This is a genomic window from Pseudoalteromonas sp. McH1-7 (genome assembly GCF_013366255.1).
GTDB classification, from domain to species: domain Bacteria; phylum Pseudomonadota; class Gammaproteobacteria; order Enterobacterales; family Alteromonadaceae; genus Pseudoalteromonas; species Pseudoalteromonas peptidolytica.
The window spans coordinates 24,883-41,061 of sequence record NZ_JABWPQ010000033.1 but is presented as its reverse complement, the minus strand read 5'-3'; the positions used below and the strand labels follow the sequence as shown (position 1 = coordinate 41,061).

Sequence of the window (16,179 nt, the reverse complement as noted above, 5' to 3'; positions counted from 1 at the left end):
GACAGCCGCACCACCTTATTTTTTACTTGCTGCAACACGTAGGGCCGAAAGGCCCTTTTTTGTGGCTGAATTTACAAGGTTGTCGCGTAAATTAACTCTAATCCAAACACATGCTGCTTTATGGTACGCTATGCCCAGTAGACGCCGTCCAAATGCGATACCACTGCTCGCGACTCATGCTAAGTGACTGTGAAGTAAACGCGCTGGCAACTCGGGTGATATTTCCTGTTCCAAGCACAGTGGCAGGTTTCGATGGGTGCATGGCTAGCCATGCGTATACCACTTGATCAATTTCAGTGCTACCGATCTCTTCACCCACTTGCTGTAACACCGCACGGAGTCGTTTGGCTTTTTCATCTTCATTGGAAAATATTCTGCCCCCAGCCAGTGGCGACCACAGCATAGGGTTCATGCCTAGTTGCTGGCACTGATCAAGGGTGCCATCGTCAAGCGCTTTCATCTCAAAAGGTGAAAACTCAATTTGGTTGGTCACTAAAGCGAAATCGAGCCTCGATTGCAATAAGGCAAGCTGGCTGGGTGTAAAGTTCGAGACCCCAAAATGAAGTACATCGCCGTTTTGTTTAAGGGTATTAAACGCATCGGCAACTTCATCGGCATCCATTAGATAATCAGGGCGATGGATCAACAGCACATCTAACCTATCCGTGCCAAAGTTTTTTAATGACTGCTGCGCTTGGGCAATGATATGCGCCTTGCTTGAATCATAATGGTTTGCCTTTCCCGCTAATCCCAAGCTCGGAAATGCGGGCTTAATGCCACATTTGGTGATGATCCGAATGTGCTCTCGAATGCTAGGCTCAAGCGCTAAGGCTTTACCAAACTCCGCCTCACACTGATACTCACCGTAAATATCAGCATGATCTGTATCACGTATTCCAAGCTCAATCGCTTGCTTTAAAAAGCGTAAATTTTCTTGCGGCGTAATTTGCCAGTCTAAAAGCCGCCAAAACCCCAATACTAATGGGTCAAGTACGCGGGTGATTGAGTTCATAACGTAATTCCTACTTTTGCAACTACTCGCATGGCTTTCTCGACAGCACTTTCAGCCGAGTCTGAGCGTGCTAACGCCACACCCATTCTGCGCTTGCCACTCACCTCTGGTTTACCAAACAAACGAATATCCGTTAGTGGCTCTGCAAGCGCTTGTGCAAGATTGTTGAACTGTAATTGTGTTGACTGACCTTCGACAAGGATCACGCTAGATGCCGATGGTCCATGGAAGTGAATGGTGGGGATAGGCAAGCCTAAAATCGCGCGAGCATGCAGTGCAAACTCACTTAAGTCTTGCGAGATAAGCGTAACCATGCCGGTATCATGTGGCCTTGGTGACACTTCGCTGAAGTACACTTCATCACCCTTAATAAAGAGTTCAACGCCAAACAGACCCCGACCACCAAGTGCTTCCGTGACTTTTTCAGCCATGGCTTTACTACGCTCTAGTGCCAACTCAGACATCTGCTGCGGCTGCCAACTTTGCTGGTAATCACCGTCTTGTTGCACATGCCCAATTGGTTCACAAAAGCTCGTGCCATCGATATGGCGTACGGTTAGCAGCGTAATTTCATAGTCAAAATCAATAAAACCTTCCACAATCACTCTGCCCTGACCTGCACGCCCACCCTCTTGTGCGTAGTGCCAAGCGGCTTCCACATCTTCAGCGTTTCTAATCACGCTTTGCCCTTTACCTGACGAGCTCATGATAGGCTTAACTACACATGGCATGCCAATGCGTGCGACAGCGGCATTAAAGTCTGCCAAGGTATCAACAAATTGATAGGGTGAAGTGGCAAGCCCAAGCGTTTCAGCAGCAAGACGGCGGATCCCTTCACGGTTCATGGTCAGCTGAGTCGCTTTGGCGGTTGGCACCACCGTGTAACCCTCAGCCTCTAATTCCACCAGCTTATCCGTCGCAATGGCTTCAATTTCTGGCACGATATAATCAGGTTGCTCTTGTTCAATAATCGCTTTGAGCTTTTCACCATCCAACATAGACAAGGTATAGCTGCGATCTGCTACTTGCATCGCAGGCGCATTGTCGTAGCGGTCTAATACAATCACTTCAGCACCTAAGCGCTTAAATTCGATGACGACTTCCTTCCCTAACTCGCCACCACCGCAGAGTAATACTTTGCAAGCTGTTGCGGAAAAGGGCGTGCCCAGAGGTTTGATTTTCATGATGATTCCTTGGTTGGTTTGATACCTCCATGGTAACGACTTTTTGTCATGCAAAAAAGCCAAGAAGTAGGCATGCAATTAAAACGCCCTCTACATACCTACTTTATCAACAACAAAGTGCTTGCTGTTACTTACTTTACGGTGACGTTACCATGCCAAGCCGGGTATTGTTCAAGTTGTAGTTTCAACTTATCACCTGATGCTAGACTACCCACACCTTTGGGGGTGCCAGTGAGCACAATATCTCCTGGTTGCAACGTAAAGTAACGCGTGATTTCATTCATCAACTCAATGATCGGAAAAATCATTAAGCTAGAGTCGCCATGCTGTTTTAGCTCATCATTCTGCCAAAAGCGATACTCTACGCCCTCAGCAAAGGTGCTTTCATCGCAAGGAATAAATGGCGTGATTGGACAGCTATTATCATAGGCTTTTGCTCGCTCCCAAGGGTGCCCTTGTGCTTTTAATTCACTTTGTAGGTCTCGCAAAGTTAAATCAAGCGCAAGTCCCACTCCAGCAATGTGCTTTAGTGGCTCTGCTGTATTTGCATCAATTTGCGTACCAATCAACAGTGCGAGCTCTGCTTCATAATGATGCTCACCAAGCGCAGCGTTTAAGCATAAATCGCTATCAAATGTGACCAAGCTAGTAGCTGGTTTTATAAATAATAATGGGTTATCGGGGATTGGATTATCTAACTCTTTGGCATGTTCAACATAATTTCTGCCAATACAAACTACTTTACCCACAGGTAAATCCCATGGTACTAAATTATCGCGCTTATGCTGGTACATACTAACTCTCTCTGTGTGTTATACCAATTAGTCTTAATACTTGCTCAATTTGAAGGAGTAATTCACGGTACTGCTAGCCAATAAAAAGGCTTCCGAAGAAGCCTTTTCGACAGTATTAATAGCTACAGCGACTTGATATTATCAGCCGCTTTTTTATCAACCAGCTTTACAAACGGGTCAACCCCAGCAAACTTCGGTAAGTCCTTTACTGTTAGCTCAATTGTATTTGCACCGGATACAATCCTATGCTTTTGTAAATACAATAACGCATTACCTCTTTGAATTATATCTAGATCTGCGAAAAACAAAGCGATACCTATTTGTTGGTCAAACAGAATTTTTTCTTCATTAAACACCACATGCCATCGCTGTTTTATCTATGGCACCAAGGTTGCTGCCTAGTTATCTTAGTCGGCTCTTTAATATTCTCCCTGCGTCTTTTGACCAAAATAAATGATTAAGTGCTGACAAAATCAGCAGACACTGCTTCAAATCCTTTAGGGCTTATGGTGAGAATACGCAGGGCAGTATTTGTCCGGTAAATAGTGTGTCGCGATCACCTACCAGCGCTATTAGGGCAAAGTAAACCAAACATACCTTTTGGGATCGAGAGTTCTACACCTCGCAAGGCATGAACACCATTGTCATAGGTTTTAGAGAGTCCTGATATTTCAAGCATTTTTATTTCCTTTATGGATTTTTATTATTGCCCTTTTTATAACATTCACCTACGTTAGTAACAGTTAACACAAACATATCAATTGCAAATAAAAGTAAACACTGAAACACTAGGCAACACCCTTATTTTACAAATACCAAGGAAAACTAACATGCAAGATCATGCCAACCACCCACTGACGGATTTTATCGAATACCCTCATGATGAGATGCTAAGTCGTGCTGAGGCCTTCTTGGAACACAGTAAAAGACGTCATAGTATCCGCGCTTTTAGCGACCGCTCAGTACCTCAAGAAATTATTGAAACCTGTATAAGAGCAGCAGGTACGGCACCAAGCGGTGCAAACCACCAGCCATGGCACTTTGTAGCAATTGGCAGCAAAGAAAAAAAACAACAGATCCGAGCCGCTGCAGAAGAGTTAGAGCGCTCTTTTTATCAAGGCCGTGCTGGTGATGAATGGCTAGATGCGCTAAAGCCGCTAGGGACCGATGCACAAAAACCCTACCTTGAGCATGCACCTTGGTTAATTGCGATTTTTAGCCAGAAAAAAGGCGGGATCCACGCTGAAGATAAAAATACCAATTATTACGTGCACGAGTCAGTAGGTATTGCCACTGGGTTTCTGATCCAAGCGCTTCATAATGCAGGATTGGCAACACTGACACATACGCCAAAACCAATGAGCTTTTTAACAGAGTTATGTGGTAGGGACAAAGATAATGAGCGCCCCTACATGTTACTTATTGCAGGCTATCCAAGTGATGAAGCCACTGTCCCTGAACATGCTACAGTTAAAAAGTCACTTGAAGAAATAGCCACTTTCATCTAAACGATATCCAACTAGCTGTTAATATACGGCTAGTTGATCGCCCTCATTGAGCCCTGTGATCACAATCGTCTTGTTGCTGCGCTCTTCACCTAAACGTATATAACGTTTATATCGCTGGCCATTTTCAACCACCTCTACCATCGCCAACTGACCATGTTTACTGATCATCTTAGTGGGAATTTGAATAGCAGAGCGTTCACCAAGTACTAACTCCACTACGGCATACATACCCGGCACAACGCTACGCATCAGTGGCATATCAAGTTTAATGACAAAACTGCGCGCTTGACTGTCGGCAACTGGAACCATTTCCGACACCCTTGCCATTTGCGTCACCTCTAATGCAGGAATACGTACTTTAATTTCGCTGCCTAGCTGAATGTGTTTAACTTGCGCTTCTCGAATGGACGCTTCGATTTGCAATTGCAGTGGATTAAACAAAGAAACAATAGTACTGCCAGGGCTCACCGTACTACCTGGCTCCTGTAAACGCTCAACCACTTTACCGGAGATAGGTGCAATTATCTGTGTGTACCCTAGCGCGACTTGCGCACTGCGAAGGGCCTCTTGTAATGCTCGGCCCTGTGCTTGCAGCTCATCGACACTGGCTTGCCATTCATCGACTTGATTAATCGCAATCAACCCCTTTTCATTTAGAGATTTGCTTCGTGCTAATTGCTTTTTGGCTTGCACAAGCTTTGCCGAGTTAGCCGCTTGCTGCGCCGCTACACGCTGTAATTCCGCTTTAAGCTCTGCATCATCTAATGTCGCAATTAACTGCCCCGCAACCACCTTATCACCAGCCCTGACACTGAGCGTTTTTAACTCGGCCAATAGGCGGCTCGATACTAGCGTATTTTCTTTTGCAACCACACTGGCTGGCACTTGCTCTATTATTGCAACCGAAGATGCTTGTACCGTATAGCGCTTACCTTGATACTGCGGTTGCTGCACTTTTTCCCCTGGGGCCAGCTTTTCCTGAAAACCACCAGCAAGCCACACCACCATAAGCAGCAAGGCAGCAATAGCAATGACAGGAACAATAATTTGATTACGAGACATGTGATGACTCCTGAACTGATGAACTCGTGAGGTATTGAGCTGCTGCTGGTACATCTTTGAATACCAAGTAATACACAATTGGCACAACCAACAGCGAAAATAATGTAGAAGCAATAATGCCGAAAATAATTGCAAGTGCTAGCCCACTGAATACGGGGTCTAAAATAATCACTAAGTTACCTAATAAGGTCGTCCCTGCGGTGAGTAACACAGGTCGCATCCTAACTGTGCCAGCTGTAATTAAGGCATCAATGAGTGTCATACCTGCCGAACGAGATTGATTAATAAACTCCACTAAGATAAGAGAGTTTCGAACTACAATACCAGCCAAGGTAATCATGCCAATCATGGCGGTTGCAGTGAATAGCACAGGCTCTGGAGCATCAGCAATCACACGCTCTCCAAACTGATTGAGCAACCAAAAGCCTGGCATGATCCCTATCATGGTAAGCGGAATGGCAGACATAATAATCAATGACAAGCGACTGGATACGGTTTGTATACGTAAAATCATAAATATTGCTGTGAGTGCAAATACAAACGCAATGCCCATATCCCTAAACACATCAATTGTAATCCGCCACTCCCCCTCTCCTTTAAAGGTATAACTAGTGCCTTCAGGCATCGACCAACTGATACCACCGCCACTTTGTAAAAAGTTACGTGATGACCATTGGCTTTGAGGCAGCTGCTGGTTTTCGTCCGCAACGACATCAGCAATAACTTCAGCAGGTGTGCGGCCGTTGAGCTCAGCAAACACATAAATTACTTCTCGAAGATCTTTACGTATTATTACAGGAGCAGTATCTACAGAGGTTAGCTCGCCTAGTTCCGCGATTGCAACCAGTGGCCGTGCGGCTTGCGCTAAGCCGTATTCTTGTGCGCTTTTTGCTAAGTCTTGGCGACCACGAACCTGCATAGCCAATAAGTTTTGCCATTGATTACGTTGGCTGTAGTTAACCCCCAGCTCAATGGGCACCATTGCGGCTTCATGTTCGGTATAGAGAAACCCTGCTTGCATTGTGCCGCTGGCTATGGCCAAAGACTGGTTCACATCCGCTGTGGCAATGCCAGACAGTGCTGCTTTTTGCTTATCTACAACAAAACGTTTAAATACGGTGGGTGTTGCCATAGATGTGTCCACCTCTACCACATGAGGTTCTTGCTTTAGCCTTTTGGCGACTTGTTGAGCAGCCGCCTCATGGGTGGCACGAGACACAAATGGCTGGGCATATACTTCGGCAACGAGCGTGCTCAAAACAGGTGGCCCAGGTGGCACCTCAACAACTTTCACTTGAGTTAACCCCTGATTAAACTGCTGTAGTTTATCCCGCAGCCGCATTACCACAGCATGAGATTGGTGCGCCCGCGCTTCTTTATCTACCAAAAGTACACGCAGTTCAGCAAGGTGGGTACCATATCTGCGATAGTAGCCGCGCACCATGCCATTAAAGTCCATGCTTGATGGTTTACCAACAAACGCTGCAATGTCCGTTACTTCCACTTCAGACCAGACAACTCCCTGAATTTTTTTAGCCATCAAAGCCGTTTGTTCAAGGCTGGTGCCTTCGGGCATATCAATTAACACTTGAATTTCACTTTTATTGTCAAATGGCAGCAGCTTGAGCGGCACAACTCGAAATATCGGTAAGCTGATACTCGCAATAAACAGCCCAAGTACAATCCAAAGTACCCATTTGGCTCTAGTGGGGTGCTTTAGCAATGGCAACATTACTTTGCCATATAAAGAGGCTTGCGGGGCAACCGTTTGTGGTATTGATTTGGCTTGTAGTAACTTCTTAGATAACCACGGGGTCACTAAAAAGGCCACCAAAGTTGACGCCATTACGCTTATCGGCACATTAAATGCCATCGGTGCCATATAAGGTCCCATCATGCCAGTAATAAATGCAAGTGGAATAAATGCCATAATAATGGTGAAAGTAGACATCACTAGTGGCGATTTGATTTCTACCATGGCAGCAACAATATGCTTATCTTTATCTTGTCCAGCCCCACGGTGAATAAACCGATTTATATTATCAATCCCAGTGATTGGGTCGTCGACTAACAAGCCCAAAGAAAGAATTAACGCAAACAACGTGACACGGTTAATGGTATAGCCAAACGCCAAGTCTAGCCCGAGAGTGATGCCATAGCAGATAGGCACCGCTAACCCCACAACAATCGCTGAACGCCAGCCAAGGAAGATGCCAACAAATACCACCACAGTAAACACTGAAAAGGCCAAGCTTGAAGTTAGGTTATTCACCTTATCATTGGCTGTTTTGCCATAATTACGCAGTACTCTGACGCTCACTTCAGCAGGTAACAGCTGCTTCTGTAACTGATTGATAAGTTCCAGGCTTTGCTCAGCAACAGTCACAGCATTACTGCCTTTTTGTTTTGCAACACCAATAGTAACAAGTGGTGCGTTCATACCAAGGGAACTGCTTGCAAGCCACTGATAGCTTTCAGGCTCATTTGGCCCGTCGCGCACCGCTGCCACATCTTTTAAGACAATCCCACGGCCATTAATCACGTTAACGGTAAGATTTTCAAGCGCAGATTTGCCGCGGATCACATCGCCAGATTCAAAGGTATAGGTATGCTTTCCTGCACTTACTTGCCCAACCCGCTCAACTTGGTTACTTGCTTGGATTGCTCTTAGTACATCCATTGGCGTAGTGTGATGTGCAGCCAATGCCGCCAAGTCTAACTCGACACGTAATGCCCTTGTGCGCCCAGTAATTACGGTGACTTCACTGGTATCAGCAATAGTCTGCAACTGGATGGATAGCTCTTGTGCAAAACGCGTCAGTTCATAGTCACCATACAGAGTAGGGTTAGTACTATACAAACCCAACATGAGAATTGGCACATCATCTACTTCAATCGGACGGATCTGCCACTGCTTAACAATGCCGGGCATGGTGTGCTGATTGGCATTCAGTTTTGTGTAGGTATTTAAAATTGCCCGCTCTCTGTCCTCTCCAACATGAAACCTTAATGTGACAACCGCGACTCCGGTTTGCGTTGTGGAGTATACGTGTTCTACACCGGGAATTTGTAATAGTAGTTTTTCCAGCGGTGTCGTCACCAAACGTGCGACTTCCGGTGATGCAGTATTAGGGACTTCGACATGAATATCTAGCATCGGTACAACAATTTGTGGCTCTTCTTCTCTTGGTGTCATCTGCAATGCAAATAGACCAAGGAAAATAGAACACAAAAAAATAAGCGTAGGCAGGTATCCTTGTAGGCTTTGCTTAATCGCGCTATCTAGCTTTTGCATAACCCGCGCTCCGAATCATCAGTTGGCACAAAAAAGCTGATACAGGCTTTCTAACATTACCGCCACTTTAGGATCAGATACCCGATAATAGATGGTGGCACCGTCACGGCGAGTTGATACAATTTCAGCTTTTCGCAGACTAGCTAAATGCTGAGATAAAGCAGACTGCGTAAGCGGCACCATCTCATTAAGCTGACTAACACTTAACTCCTGTTTTTGCAGTGAACACAAAATCATCAAGCGGTTTTTATTTGCCATTAATTTGAGTAACGACTCCGCCTGCTCGGCATTTTGTGCCATTTGCTGAAGATCCATGCTGACTCCCTAATAATAAATTTGCACAAAGTATAGACACAAATATTAGCAATGTCTAATATTAGGGTGACCTAATATACTGTAATTTCATTATGACCTTACACCAATTTGCTTAATTAAGTGGTCTATTTTGAGGCGAGAAAATCTTGTCGATAACTCCGCTAACGCGTCCTGCTATCGCTAAGGTACCTACATCCATATAGGCAAGGCAAAAATTTTGCTATTTAGTTGTTCTAAATGAGAAATTTTTAACACTGTTAGCGTCAGATTTACTCCTTCAAATTGAGCAAGTATTAAGTCAAATTGGTATTACATCCTCTACTTCGATTAGTTGCTGGGGTGGTATTTGCAATTTGCTGACTGCTTACACATTTTGTCATGTCTCGATTGAGTCTGGTTGAGTGCATTTATATGTGCCAATTTGGTGCAGTCTGCGTTTACAAACTGGTGTCCAATGATCACCATTTTGAAGAAACTTGGCATTCAGGAAAGGTAAGCCATAATGAGACAAATAAACTTATAAGGAGTGACGTATGCTGATATCTGCCCAAGATGTCTTAAAAACGGTAAAACCAAATCAGCGCTGTATCGATGCAGCGCAAGCAAAATCAGAAATTACCCAAAACAATGGCTTGGTCATTGACGTTCGAGAGCCCGCCGAACATAGCCAAAAGTCGGCTAACGGGGCAATCAACATTCCTCGCGGTTTATTGGAGTTTAAACTTCCAGAACTGGAAAAAGACGCAGACCGACCAATTTATTTACACTGTGCTGCCGGTGGCCGTGCTATTTTTGCCGCAGAGCAACTTACCCGTATCGGTTACACCAATGTCAGCGTAATTACCTGCAAAGCTGACGTAGTGTGTGACACGCTCTAATACCAATTTGCTTAATTAAGTGGTCTATTTTGAGGCGAGAAAATCTTGTCGATAACTCCGCTACCGCGTCCTGCTATCGCTAAGGTACCTACATCCATATAGGCAAGGCAAAAATTTTGCTATTTAGTTGTTCTAAATGAGAAATTTTTAACGCTGTTAGCGTCAGGTTTACTCCTTCAAATTGAGCAAGTATTAAGTCAAATTGGTATAAGCTCGCTGGGCATACTTGTATATGCCCACAGCTTTCCTACACGCGGTTTGGAATAATTTTGATTTCTACCCGGCGATTTTGTGCTTTTCCTTGTTCAGTTTGATTGCTTGCAATAGGTTGGGATTCTCCCATCCCTTCAGCATATAATCGCGCCGGTAACACATGTTGAGATAACAGGTATTGCTTCACGCTATTAGCACGTTGCTCAGACAAGGTTTGGTTGAAACTCGCTGATCCCGTGGAATCTGTGTGACCAACAATCGTAAGGAATGTCTTGTCGTATTGTTGCATCACACGCGCAATGCCTTGCAATGTGTTATAGAAACTCGGGCTGATCGCGGACTTACCACTGGCAAACGTAATATTTGAAGGTAACACTAAACGCATTTGTTCACCTTCTCGAACGACTTCTACGCCAGTCCCTGCGAGCTCTTGGTTAAAAGCAGCTTCCTGCTTGTCCATATAATTACCAAAAGCTGCACCGGCGATTGCACCAACCGCAGCCCCAATTGCTAAGCGCTTGTCTTTATGATTACCGGTTGCTTTTCCTAGCACTGCCCCAGTCGCCGCACCAATCGCTGCGCCTTTGCCGGTATTATTCATTTCACACCCTGACAGTGCAGCAACAACCACCACACCCACTAACACATTTCTTGCATTCATCTTAACACCTGAATTCATTTCGACCTGATTGTGCACATTGTTGCAATAAGTGATTAACGCTCGCTGAAGTGCGGCTTATTTTACTGTTACGGTGTTACTGTCGAGACATGCTGAGAAATTGGTGGCAATTTATATTTTGTCACAACCGGATCGAGTTTCTTTTCCACTGCTAAACGCTGCATAGCTTGACGAATTCGCTGTGCTAGCACTGTGCTATGAAACTGCGTACTCATTGCCATATGACCGTAAATAGCCTGACTATGGCGATAAGAGACCTTTTTTAACTTTTCAATGGGTTGCCCTAATACTTCCATCGCAACTTCAGCGGTATCTTCAACTGCAATCACCAAATCCACTCGGCCTTTTAACAGTAAATCAAATGCCACTCGCTCACTAAATACAGGGACTTTATTGAGCTGTCTATCCGCGTCAAAGCGAGGATAAAATACGCTACCGCGCATGACGGCGATACGATTGGTATAGAGATCCGAATATTGTTCAACTTCAATATTACTGTCTCTTCTGGCATAGAAGACAAAAGAGGAGGTCAGCGCCATATAAGCGGGATCGACAAAATCTATTACTTTGTCTCGCTGTGGTGTTTTGATCAGCCCCCCCATCACATCCACCTCTCCTTGCGCTAGCAAACGCATACATCGTGAAAATGGGCAAGGAACTGTGTTTATCTGATAATCAATATTGGACTGTGCGCGAATAATTTCTAGAATGTCTAAGATTAAACCGTGTACTTTGCCATTTTCCGCAATAATGCTGTATGGCGGGGCGTGATCAACAGCAACATTTATTTGCTGGCTATAAACAGAAAAACTTGCCAGTAAAGCAAACAAATACCGCAATAAACTCATTTGCATAATCATTGTCCAATTGTAGCTGTTACACCAGTTGGCTAGCTGGTACTAAACACACCAAAGTCATAAAATTGTCATATAAAACTGTAAGGATACAAGGTTAACAATATCACAAGGTATACTATGTTTTTGAAAATATTTTATCAGTTTTTTTTACTAGGCTGCACAAGTTTTGGAGGTCCTGCTGCCCATTTAGGATTTTTTAAAAAACACTTTGTCGATAACTTGAAATGGCTCAGTAATGAACGCTATGCCAGCATGATCAGTCTATCTCAGGTTCTCCCAGGACCTGGCTCTAGCCAAGTGGGGTTTGCCATTGGCCTTGAACGAGCAGGGATAATAGGTGGAATAGCCGCTTTTTTAGGTTTTACGCTCCCCTCCTTCTTGCTAATGCTGCTACTGGCATTAACAGCAGGTCAGCTTTCAGGTTCTGCACTTGCGATTATTGACGGCCTTAAGCTGTTTGCAGTAGTGATTGTCGCCGATGCGGTACTCAGTATGGCTAAAAGCTTCTGTAAAACCATGGCACTTAAAATTGTCACGTTTATTGCAACATTGATATTACTATTTTTGCCAAGTTTAAACGCTCAAGTAGGGCTACTCGCAGTGCTCGCCGTTGTCGGTTATTTTTACGCTTTTAGTAATGTACCGAGTCAACAAAGTAGCCAACACACTTACCCTAACTGGCCCGTGCTTGCAGTATTCATCGGTTTATTCTTACTGACCTTTGCGGCACTACCAACTCAGATCTTCGCCGAGTTTTATCAGGCAGGTGCATTGGTATTTGGCGGTGGACATGTTGTTTTACCATTACTACAAAGCAGTGTTGAGAACATCCAGCAAGAAACCTTTTTAACCGCCTATGCAGCTGCACAAGCAATCCCAGGACCAATGTTTACCATAGCAAGCTTTCTTGGTGCAATTGCCGAGCAGACAAACCCCGTTTTGGGCGCAGCAATAGCGACACTGGCCATTTTCTTGCCAGGTCTGCTATTAATGTGGGCGTTTCATCAGCAGTGGCAGTCACTCATCGCACTACCCCGCTTTGCTAGTATTAGCGCGGCATTAAACGCAGGAGTTGTTGGTATTTTAGCGGCGGCATTATATCAACCAATTTGGCAGTCTGCGGTACATAGCGTGCTGGATTTAGTGGCTGTGGTGGCGGGTTTTATCGCCTTGAAGTGGTTAAAGCCGGCGATCTGGCAATTACTCATCGCCTTTATCGTATTTGGGCTGATCTCAGGCAGTTTGTAATACCAATTAATTCAGGACTCTGTTTTGAGGAAAGTAAATCTTGTCGGTATGATTTACTTCCTCCCATTATGCAGACATTAACACAAGCTGGGGTCGCTTATGCCTTAATCGCTTCTCAGATTAACTACCTCTCACCTTGACGCGATGCGAACCAAAATAGTCACTGACACTTTGATATGGGCGAAGACCGAACACAGGCATTACACTGAGCATATAGTCAAGAATATCCGCCTGTAAGTGCTCATAAACCACCCAGCGCTTGTCACGGCTGAAGCAGTAAAACTCGAGAGGCAAGCCATGTTGAGTCGGCGCAAGCTCTCGTACCATACATAAACACTCTTGGTTTATCGCTTCATGTTGCTTTAAATAAGCTTCACTATAGCGCCTAAACAGCCCGAGGTTAGTAATATCACTGGGTATGTCTTCGAGTGATTCAATTAAAGGGTATTGTGTGGTTATCGCTGCTCGCTGCGCTTCGCTTAACAACTCGATACTAGTAAAGTCAATATGAATTGCGCGTTTAATACGACGTCCCGCAGACTCCTGCATTGCTCGCCAGTTTTTAAATGAATCAGAGATAAGCATATAGGTTGGTATTGTGGTCACGGTGTTATCCCAATTACGCACTCTGACTGTATTTAAACCGAGATCTATTACTTCTCCATCCGCGCCAAAGGCATCTACTTGGATCCAATCACCAGTAGTCACAAGCCGGTTAGCGGCGATTTGAATGCTGGCGACCAACCCTAAGATAGTATCTTTAAATACTAAAATAATTACAGCAGCGATCGCACCAAAACCTGACAGAATATAAGTCGGCGATTTATCGACAAGAATGCTCACCACCAAGATAGAGCAGACAATAAAAATCAGTAACTTAAGAACTTGTATAATGCCCTGAATTGGCACTTCCTTCGCAAATGGAAACAAGTTATAAACACCGTTGGCTAAGTTCACCAAACTGCTAAATAGAAAGCCCGACGCGACAACCAACAGTACGTAAACCAAGCTCTCCATAACCACAAACACCCAAGCTGGTGCAACAAACAAGCGCTCATGATAAGCAGAAAAAACCAAAAGGCATAAAACAAAGGCAAAACGCCCGCTAAACTTACTGAGTTGTGGTGCAAGGTGACCTATTTTTCGCGGTGAAATATGACGGGCAAGGTTCTCTACATTAGGCAGTACGAGGCGCCTCACAACCCAATATAAAAATAGTAAGCCAACTACCGCGATACCATTTGTGAACAAGGCACTGATCACAGTGCCTTGTGGTAATGCTTCTAACCATGGCTGGACAACATCATGGAGGTGGTCAAACTTCATAGTTGCTTTATCTCCTCACTAAGTGTGTCTTCAGGTGCTGCTCGGCGTAGCCAATGCGCTTCTAATTGGCTATCTTTGCGCTGCCATACTGTATTCATAAAAGCTTGAAACTGTACTCGGTAGGCCTTATCACTTTGATAGTTACCAAGGGGAATATCCGCCATTGCAATATAATCTATTTTTATATCTATCGTATCAACACGTCCAAGCATAAATGATCGGCAAATATGTTCACCGTCTAACTCATAGACCAACGTCGCATTAAGCATCCCATCAAGTTGATCAGAGAGCACCTCTAAAGCAAAAGCAACACCACCTGCTTTTGGTTTGAGCAAGTGTTTGAAAGGGCTTTGCTGTCGTTGATGTTTCGCTTTTGTATGGCGAGTACCTTCAACAAAATTGATCACCGTTGTTGGATGGTCACGAAAGTTACGACAGCTCGATTTGGTGCGCTCTACGTCCATGCCTTTTAGTTTAGGGTTTTTAGCGATCTGCGCTTTACTTGCCCGCTTCATAAAAGGCATACCCATTGCCCACGCGCCAGTACCAATAAAAGGAACATATTTTAGCTCATCCTTTAAAAAGAACTTAGGTGCGGGCAATACTTCCATGGCACTAAGCACAACAATGTCCAACCAGCTGAGATGATTAGAAATTAACAAATACCAACCTTGCGCATGCAGCTCTTTTGGCAAACGTACATGGATTTTATCGCTAGCAATACGCAGCCCAATGTGATTCCCTTTACACCACATTCCGTAAAAAAAGTGCAGAGCTGTTGAAATAAACTTTAAGGGTATCAGTAGCTTTACGATACCGAGCAACAACACAAGTAAACCGCACACAAAGGTGTTAACCAACAGCCAAGCGCTGGCTGAAAGTCCAAGAAACCACTTAGGTAGTATTTGTTTTAACATCACAACTTCCTTCTACTACTATTTTTCAGCAAGCTCGACCAGTTGCGCATCTTTAGCTTGCCACAGCGCGTTTAATTCAGATTGAAATCGCACTCTAAATTCAGGGTCATTGATATAATCACCAATTAAGTTTGCGCTTACTGGCATTACTTCTACCTGAACGTTTACTGACTTCACTTTACCACCAATAAAATCAGCGAAGGTTGGCACCCCGTCAGGGTAGTGAATGGTAACATTCACTACTTTGCTGATCTGCTCTCCCATCGCTTGCATTACGAATGCAATGCCACCGGCTTTAGGTTTTAGCAAATAGGTAAATGGACTTTTTTGCTTAGAATGCTTTTGCTCAGTGTAACGCGTACCCTCAACAAAGTTTACAATACTCACTGGCATTGTTTTAAACTTTTCACATGCTTTTCGCGTTGTTTCTATATCTTTACCCCGCAGTTTAGGGTTTTTCTTCAATTGAGATTTACTCGTTCTCGTCATGAATGGAAAATCTAAAGCCCACCAAGCAAGTCCCAACACGGGAACATATAATAATTCCTTTTTCAAAAAGAAATTTAAAAACGGAATTTTGCCATGTAACACTCGCTGTAATACTAATATATCCACCCAGCTTTGGTGATTCGCAATGACCAAGTACCAATCGTTACGTTTCAACTCACTCAACCCGCTCACATTTAATGTATATGGCGCGATAAGATTTTGACTCATTGAGTTACAAGCAACCCAGTTGCTCGCACAAGCTTTGGCAATATAACTCATCACTTTTTGCAAAGGTGAAATCGGAATTAGTTTTAACAGCCCACAGATAAAGATGGGGATAAACCAAAATATGGTGTTTAACGCATACAGTAACAAACTGAGCAATTTTCGAATAAACGACAT

The 16,179-nt window shown here is 44.2% G+C and carries 16 protein-coding genes and 1 pseudogene; 4 read left to right on the top strand and 13 right to left on the bottom strand.

The annotated features are described in order from the left end of the window. Positions 1 to 118 precede the first annotated feature (118 nt). The 5 genes and pseudogenes from HUZ36_RS19530 to HUZ36_RS19510 all read right to left on the bottom strand — a co-directional run. Positions 119 to 1,012, bottom strand: coding sequence for an aldo/keto reductase (locus HUZ36_RS19530; RefSeq protein ID WP_176033764.1), 894 nt, complete (start codon positions 1,010 to 1,012; stop codon positions 119 to 121). Continuing rightward, entirely contained in the window at positions 1,009 to 2,196 is a 1,188-nt protein-coding gene (gene purT / locus HUZ36_RS19525; protein WP_176033763.1) for a formate-dependent phosphoribosylglycinamide formyltransferase, read from the bottom strand. Before purT ends, HUZ36_RS19530 begins: the two co-directional genes overlap by 4 nt. Positions 2,197 to 2,327: 131 nt before the next feature. Further along, the gene (locus HUZ36_RS19520) at positions 2,328 to 2,990 is read right to left on the bottom strand and encodes a fumarylacetoacetate hydrolase family protein (protein WP_128731836.1); all 663 of its coding nucleotides are present in this window, start codon (positions 2,988 to 2,990) and stop codon (positions 2,328 to 2,330) included. A gap of 122 nt (positions 2,991 to 3,112) precedes the next feature. Next, positions 3,113 to 3,346 (bottom strand): hypothetical protein, encoded by a 234-nt coding sequence (locus tag HUZ36_RS19515; RefSeq protein ID WP_176033762.1) that lies wholly within the window; start codon positions 3,344 to 3,346, stop codon positions 3,113 to 3,115. Positions 3,347 to 3,549: 203 nt separating this feature from the next. Beyond that, a pseudogene (locus HUZ36_RS19510) lies at positions 3,550 to 3,669 on the bottom strand (ABC transporter ATP-binding protein); the annotation flags it as partial. A 151-nt stretch (positions 3,670 to 3,820) separates the two neighbouring features. On the opposite strand from HUZ36_RS19510, the gene HUZ36_RS19505 reads away from it, so the two are divergent. Continuing rightward, positions 3,821 to 4,498, top strand: coding sequence for a nitroreductase family protein (locus tag HUZ36_RS19505; RefSeq protein ID WP_147388918.1), 678 nt, complete (start codon positions 3,821 to 3,823; stop codon positions 4,496 to 4,498). An 18-nt stretch (positions 4,499 to 4,516) separates the two neighbouring features. On the opposite strand, the gene HUZ36_RS19500 is transcribed toward HUZ36_RS19505, so the two are convergent. Genes HUZ36_RS19500 through HUZ36_RS19490 form a run of 3 tightly spaced genes read right to left on the bottom strand, consistent with a single transcriptional unit; the run spans position 4,517 to position 9,170 of the window. Further along, entirely contained in the window at positions 4,517 to 5,560 is a 1,044-nt protein-coding gene (locus HUZ36_RS19500; protein ID WP_128731833.1) for an efflux RND transporter periplasmic adaptor subunit, read from the bottom strand. Continuing rightward, positions 5,550 to 8,855 (bottom strand): efflux RND transporter permease subunit, encoded by a 3,306-nt coding sequence (locus HUZ36_RS19495; protein ID WP_176033761.1) that lies wholly within the window; start codon positions 8,853 to 8,855, stop codon positions 5,550 to 5,552. The genes HUZ36_RS19500 and HUZ36_RS19495 overlap by 11 nt, the downstream gene beginning before the upstream one ends. Before the next feature lie 18 nt (positions 8,856 to 8,873). After that, entirely contained in the window at positions 8,874 to 9,170 is a 297-nt protein-coding gene (locus HUZ36_RS19490; protein ID WP_176033760.1) for an ArsR/SmtB family transcription factor, read from the bottom strand. 424 nt (positions 9,171 to 9,594) lie between these two features. On the opposite strand from HUZ36_RS19490, the gene HUZ36_RS21825 reads away from it, so the two are divergent. Both HUZ36_RS21825 and HUZ36_RS19480 read left to right on the top strand, forming a co-directional pair. Continuing rightward, positions 9,595 to 9,666: a hypothetical protein gene (locus HUZ36_RS21825; protein WP_368659808.1), complete on the top strand. Its 72-nt coding sequence runs from the start codon at positions 9,595 to 9,597 to the stop codon at positions 9,664 to 9,666. A gap of 37 nt (positions 9,667 to 9,703) precedes the next feature. Then, a complete protein-coding gene (locus tag HUZ36_RS19480; RefSeq protein WP_125250677.1) occupies positions 9,704 to 10,048 on the top strand; it encodes a rhodanese-like domain-containing protein in 345 nt (114 codons plus the stop codon). A 247-nt stretch (positions 10,049 to 10,295) separates the two neighbouring features. Here the strand turns inward: HUZ36_RS19480 and HUZ36_RS19475 are convergent, their stop codons facing one another. Together HUZ36_RS19475 and HUZ36_RS19470 are read right to left on the bottom strand one after the other, a co-directional pair. Then, positions 10,296 to 10,922: an OmpA family protein gene (locus HUZ36_RS19475; protein ID WP_176033759.1), complete on the bottom strand. Its 627-nt coding sequence runs from the start codon at positions 10,920 to 10,922 to the stop codon at positions 10,296 to 10,298. Between the two features lie 86 nt (positions 10,923 to 11,008). Then, entirely contained in the window at positions 11,009 to 11,788 is a 780-nt protein-coding gene (locus tag HUZ36_RS19470; protein WP_241651635.1) for a substrate-binding periplasmic protein, read from the bottom strand. Positions 11,789 to 11,914: 126 nt separating this feature from the next. Here HUZ36_RS19470 and chrA point away from each other — a divergent pair, with 126 nt between their 5' ends. Then, positions 11,915 to 13,045 carry a chromate efflux transporter gene (chrA, locus tag HUZ36_RS19465; RefSeq protein ID WP_176033758.1) on the top strand — a complete coding sequence of 377 codons (1,131 nt, stop codon included), beginning with the start codon at positions 11,915 to 11,917 and terminating at the stop codon, positions 13,043 to 13,045. 120 nt (positions 13,046 to 13,165) lie between these two features. Here chrA and HUZ36_RS19460 read toward each other — a convergent pair whose 3' ends face one another. The 3 genes from HUZ36_RS19460 to HUZ36_RS19450 are packed head-to-tail and all read right to left on the bottom strand — an operon-like array spanning position 13,166 to position 16,179. Further along, the gene (locus HUZ36_RS19460) at positions 13,166 to 14,371 is read right to left on the bottom strand and encodes a mechanosensitive ion channel family protein (RefSeq protein WP_176033757.1); all 1,206 of its coding nucleotides are present in this window, start codon (positions 14,369 to 14,371) and stop codon (positions 13,166 to 13,168) included. Then, on the bottom strand, positions 14,368 to 15,288 hold the full coding sequence (locus HUZ36_RS19455) for an acetyltransferase (RefSeq protein ID WP_176033756.1): 921 nt from the start codon (positions 15,286 to 15,288) through the stop codon (positions 14,368 to 14,370). The genes HUZ36_RS19460 and HUZ36_RS19455 overlap by 4 nt, the downstream gene beginning before the upstream one ends. Positions 15,289 to 15,306: 18 nt before the next feature. After that, positions 15,307 to 16,179, bottom strand: coding sequence for an acyltransferase (locus HUZ36_RS19450; protein ID WP_176033755.1), 873 nt, complete (start codon positions 16,177 to 16,179; stop codon positions 15,307 to 15,309).

Excerpts from the sequence above, each read along its gene's own strand:
- HUZ36_RS19530 (WP_176033764.1), bottom strand. The coding sequence starts at position 1,012 with ATGAACTCAATCACCCGCGTACTTGACCCATTAGTATTGGGGTTTTGG.
- purT (WP_176033763.1), bottom strand. The coding sequence starts at position 2,196 with ATGAAAATCAAACCTCTGGGCACGCCCTTTTCCGCAACAGCTTGCAAA.
- HUZ36_RS19520 (WP_128731836.1), bottom strand. The coding sequence starts at position 2,990 with ATGTACCAGCATAAGCGCGATAATTTAGTACCATGGGATTTACCTGTG.
- HUZ36_RS19505 (WP_147388918.1), top strand. The coding sequence starts at position 3,821 with ATGCAAGATCATGCCAACCACCCACTGACGGATTTTATCGAATACCCT.
- HUZ36_RS19500 (WP_128731833.1), bottom strand. The coding sequence starts at position 5,560 with ATGTCTCGTAATCAAATTATTGTTCCTGTCATTGCTATTGCTGCCTTG.
- HUZ36_RS19495 (WP_176033761.1), bottom strand. The coding sequence starts at position 8,855 with ATGCAAAAGCTAGATAGCGCGATTAAGCAAAGCCTACAAGGATACCTG.
- HUZ36_RS19490 (WP_176033760.1), bottom strand. The coding sequence starts at position 9,170 with ATGGATCTTCAGCAAATGGCACAAAATGCCGAGCAGGCGGAGTCGTTA.
- HUZ36_RS19480 (WP_125250677.1), top strand. The coding sequence starts at position 9,704 with ATGCTGATATCTGCCCAAGATGTCTTAAAAACGGTAAAACCAAATCAG.
- HUZ36_RS19475 (WP_176033759.1), bottom strand. The coding sequence starts at position 10,922 with ATGAATGCAAGAAATGTGTTAGTGGGTGTGGTGGTTGTTGCTGCACTG.
- HUZ36_RS19470 (WP_241651635.1), bottom strand. The coding sequence starts at position 11,788 with ATGAGTTTATTGCGGTATTTGTTTGCTTTACTGGCAAGTTTTTCTGTT.
- chrA (WP_176033758.1), top strand. The coding sequence starts at position 11,915 with ATGTTTTTGAAAATATTTTATCAGTTTTTTTTACTAGGCTGCACAAGT.
- HUZ36_RS19460 (WP_176033757.1), bottom strand. The coding sequence starts at position 14,371 with ATGAAGTTTGACCACCTCCATGATGTTGTCCAGCCATGGTTAGAAGCA.
- HUZ36_RS19455 (WP_176033756.1), bottom strand. The coding sequence starts at position 15,288 with ATGTTAAAACAAATACTACCTAAGTGGTTTCTTGGACTTTCAGCCAGC.
- HUZ36_RS19450 (WP_176033755.1), bottom strand. The coding sequence starts at position 16,179 with ATGTCGTTTATTCGAAAATTGCTCAGTTTGTTACTGTATGCGTTAAAC.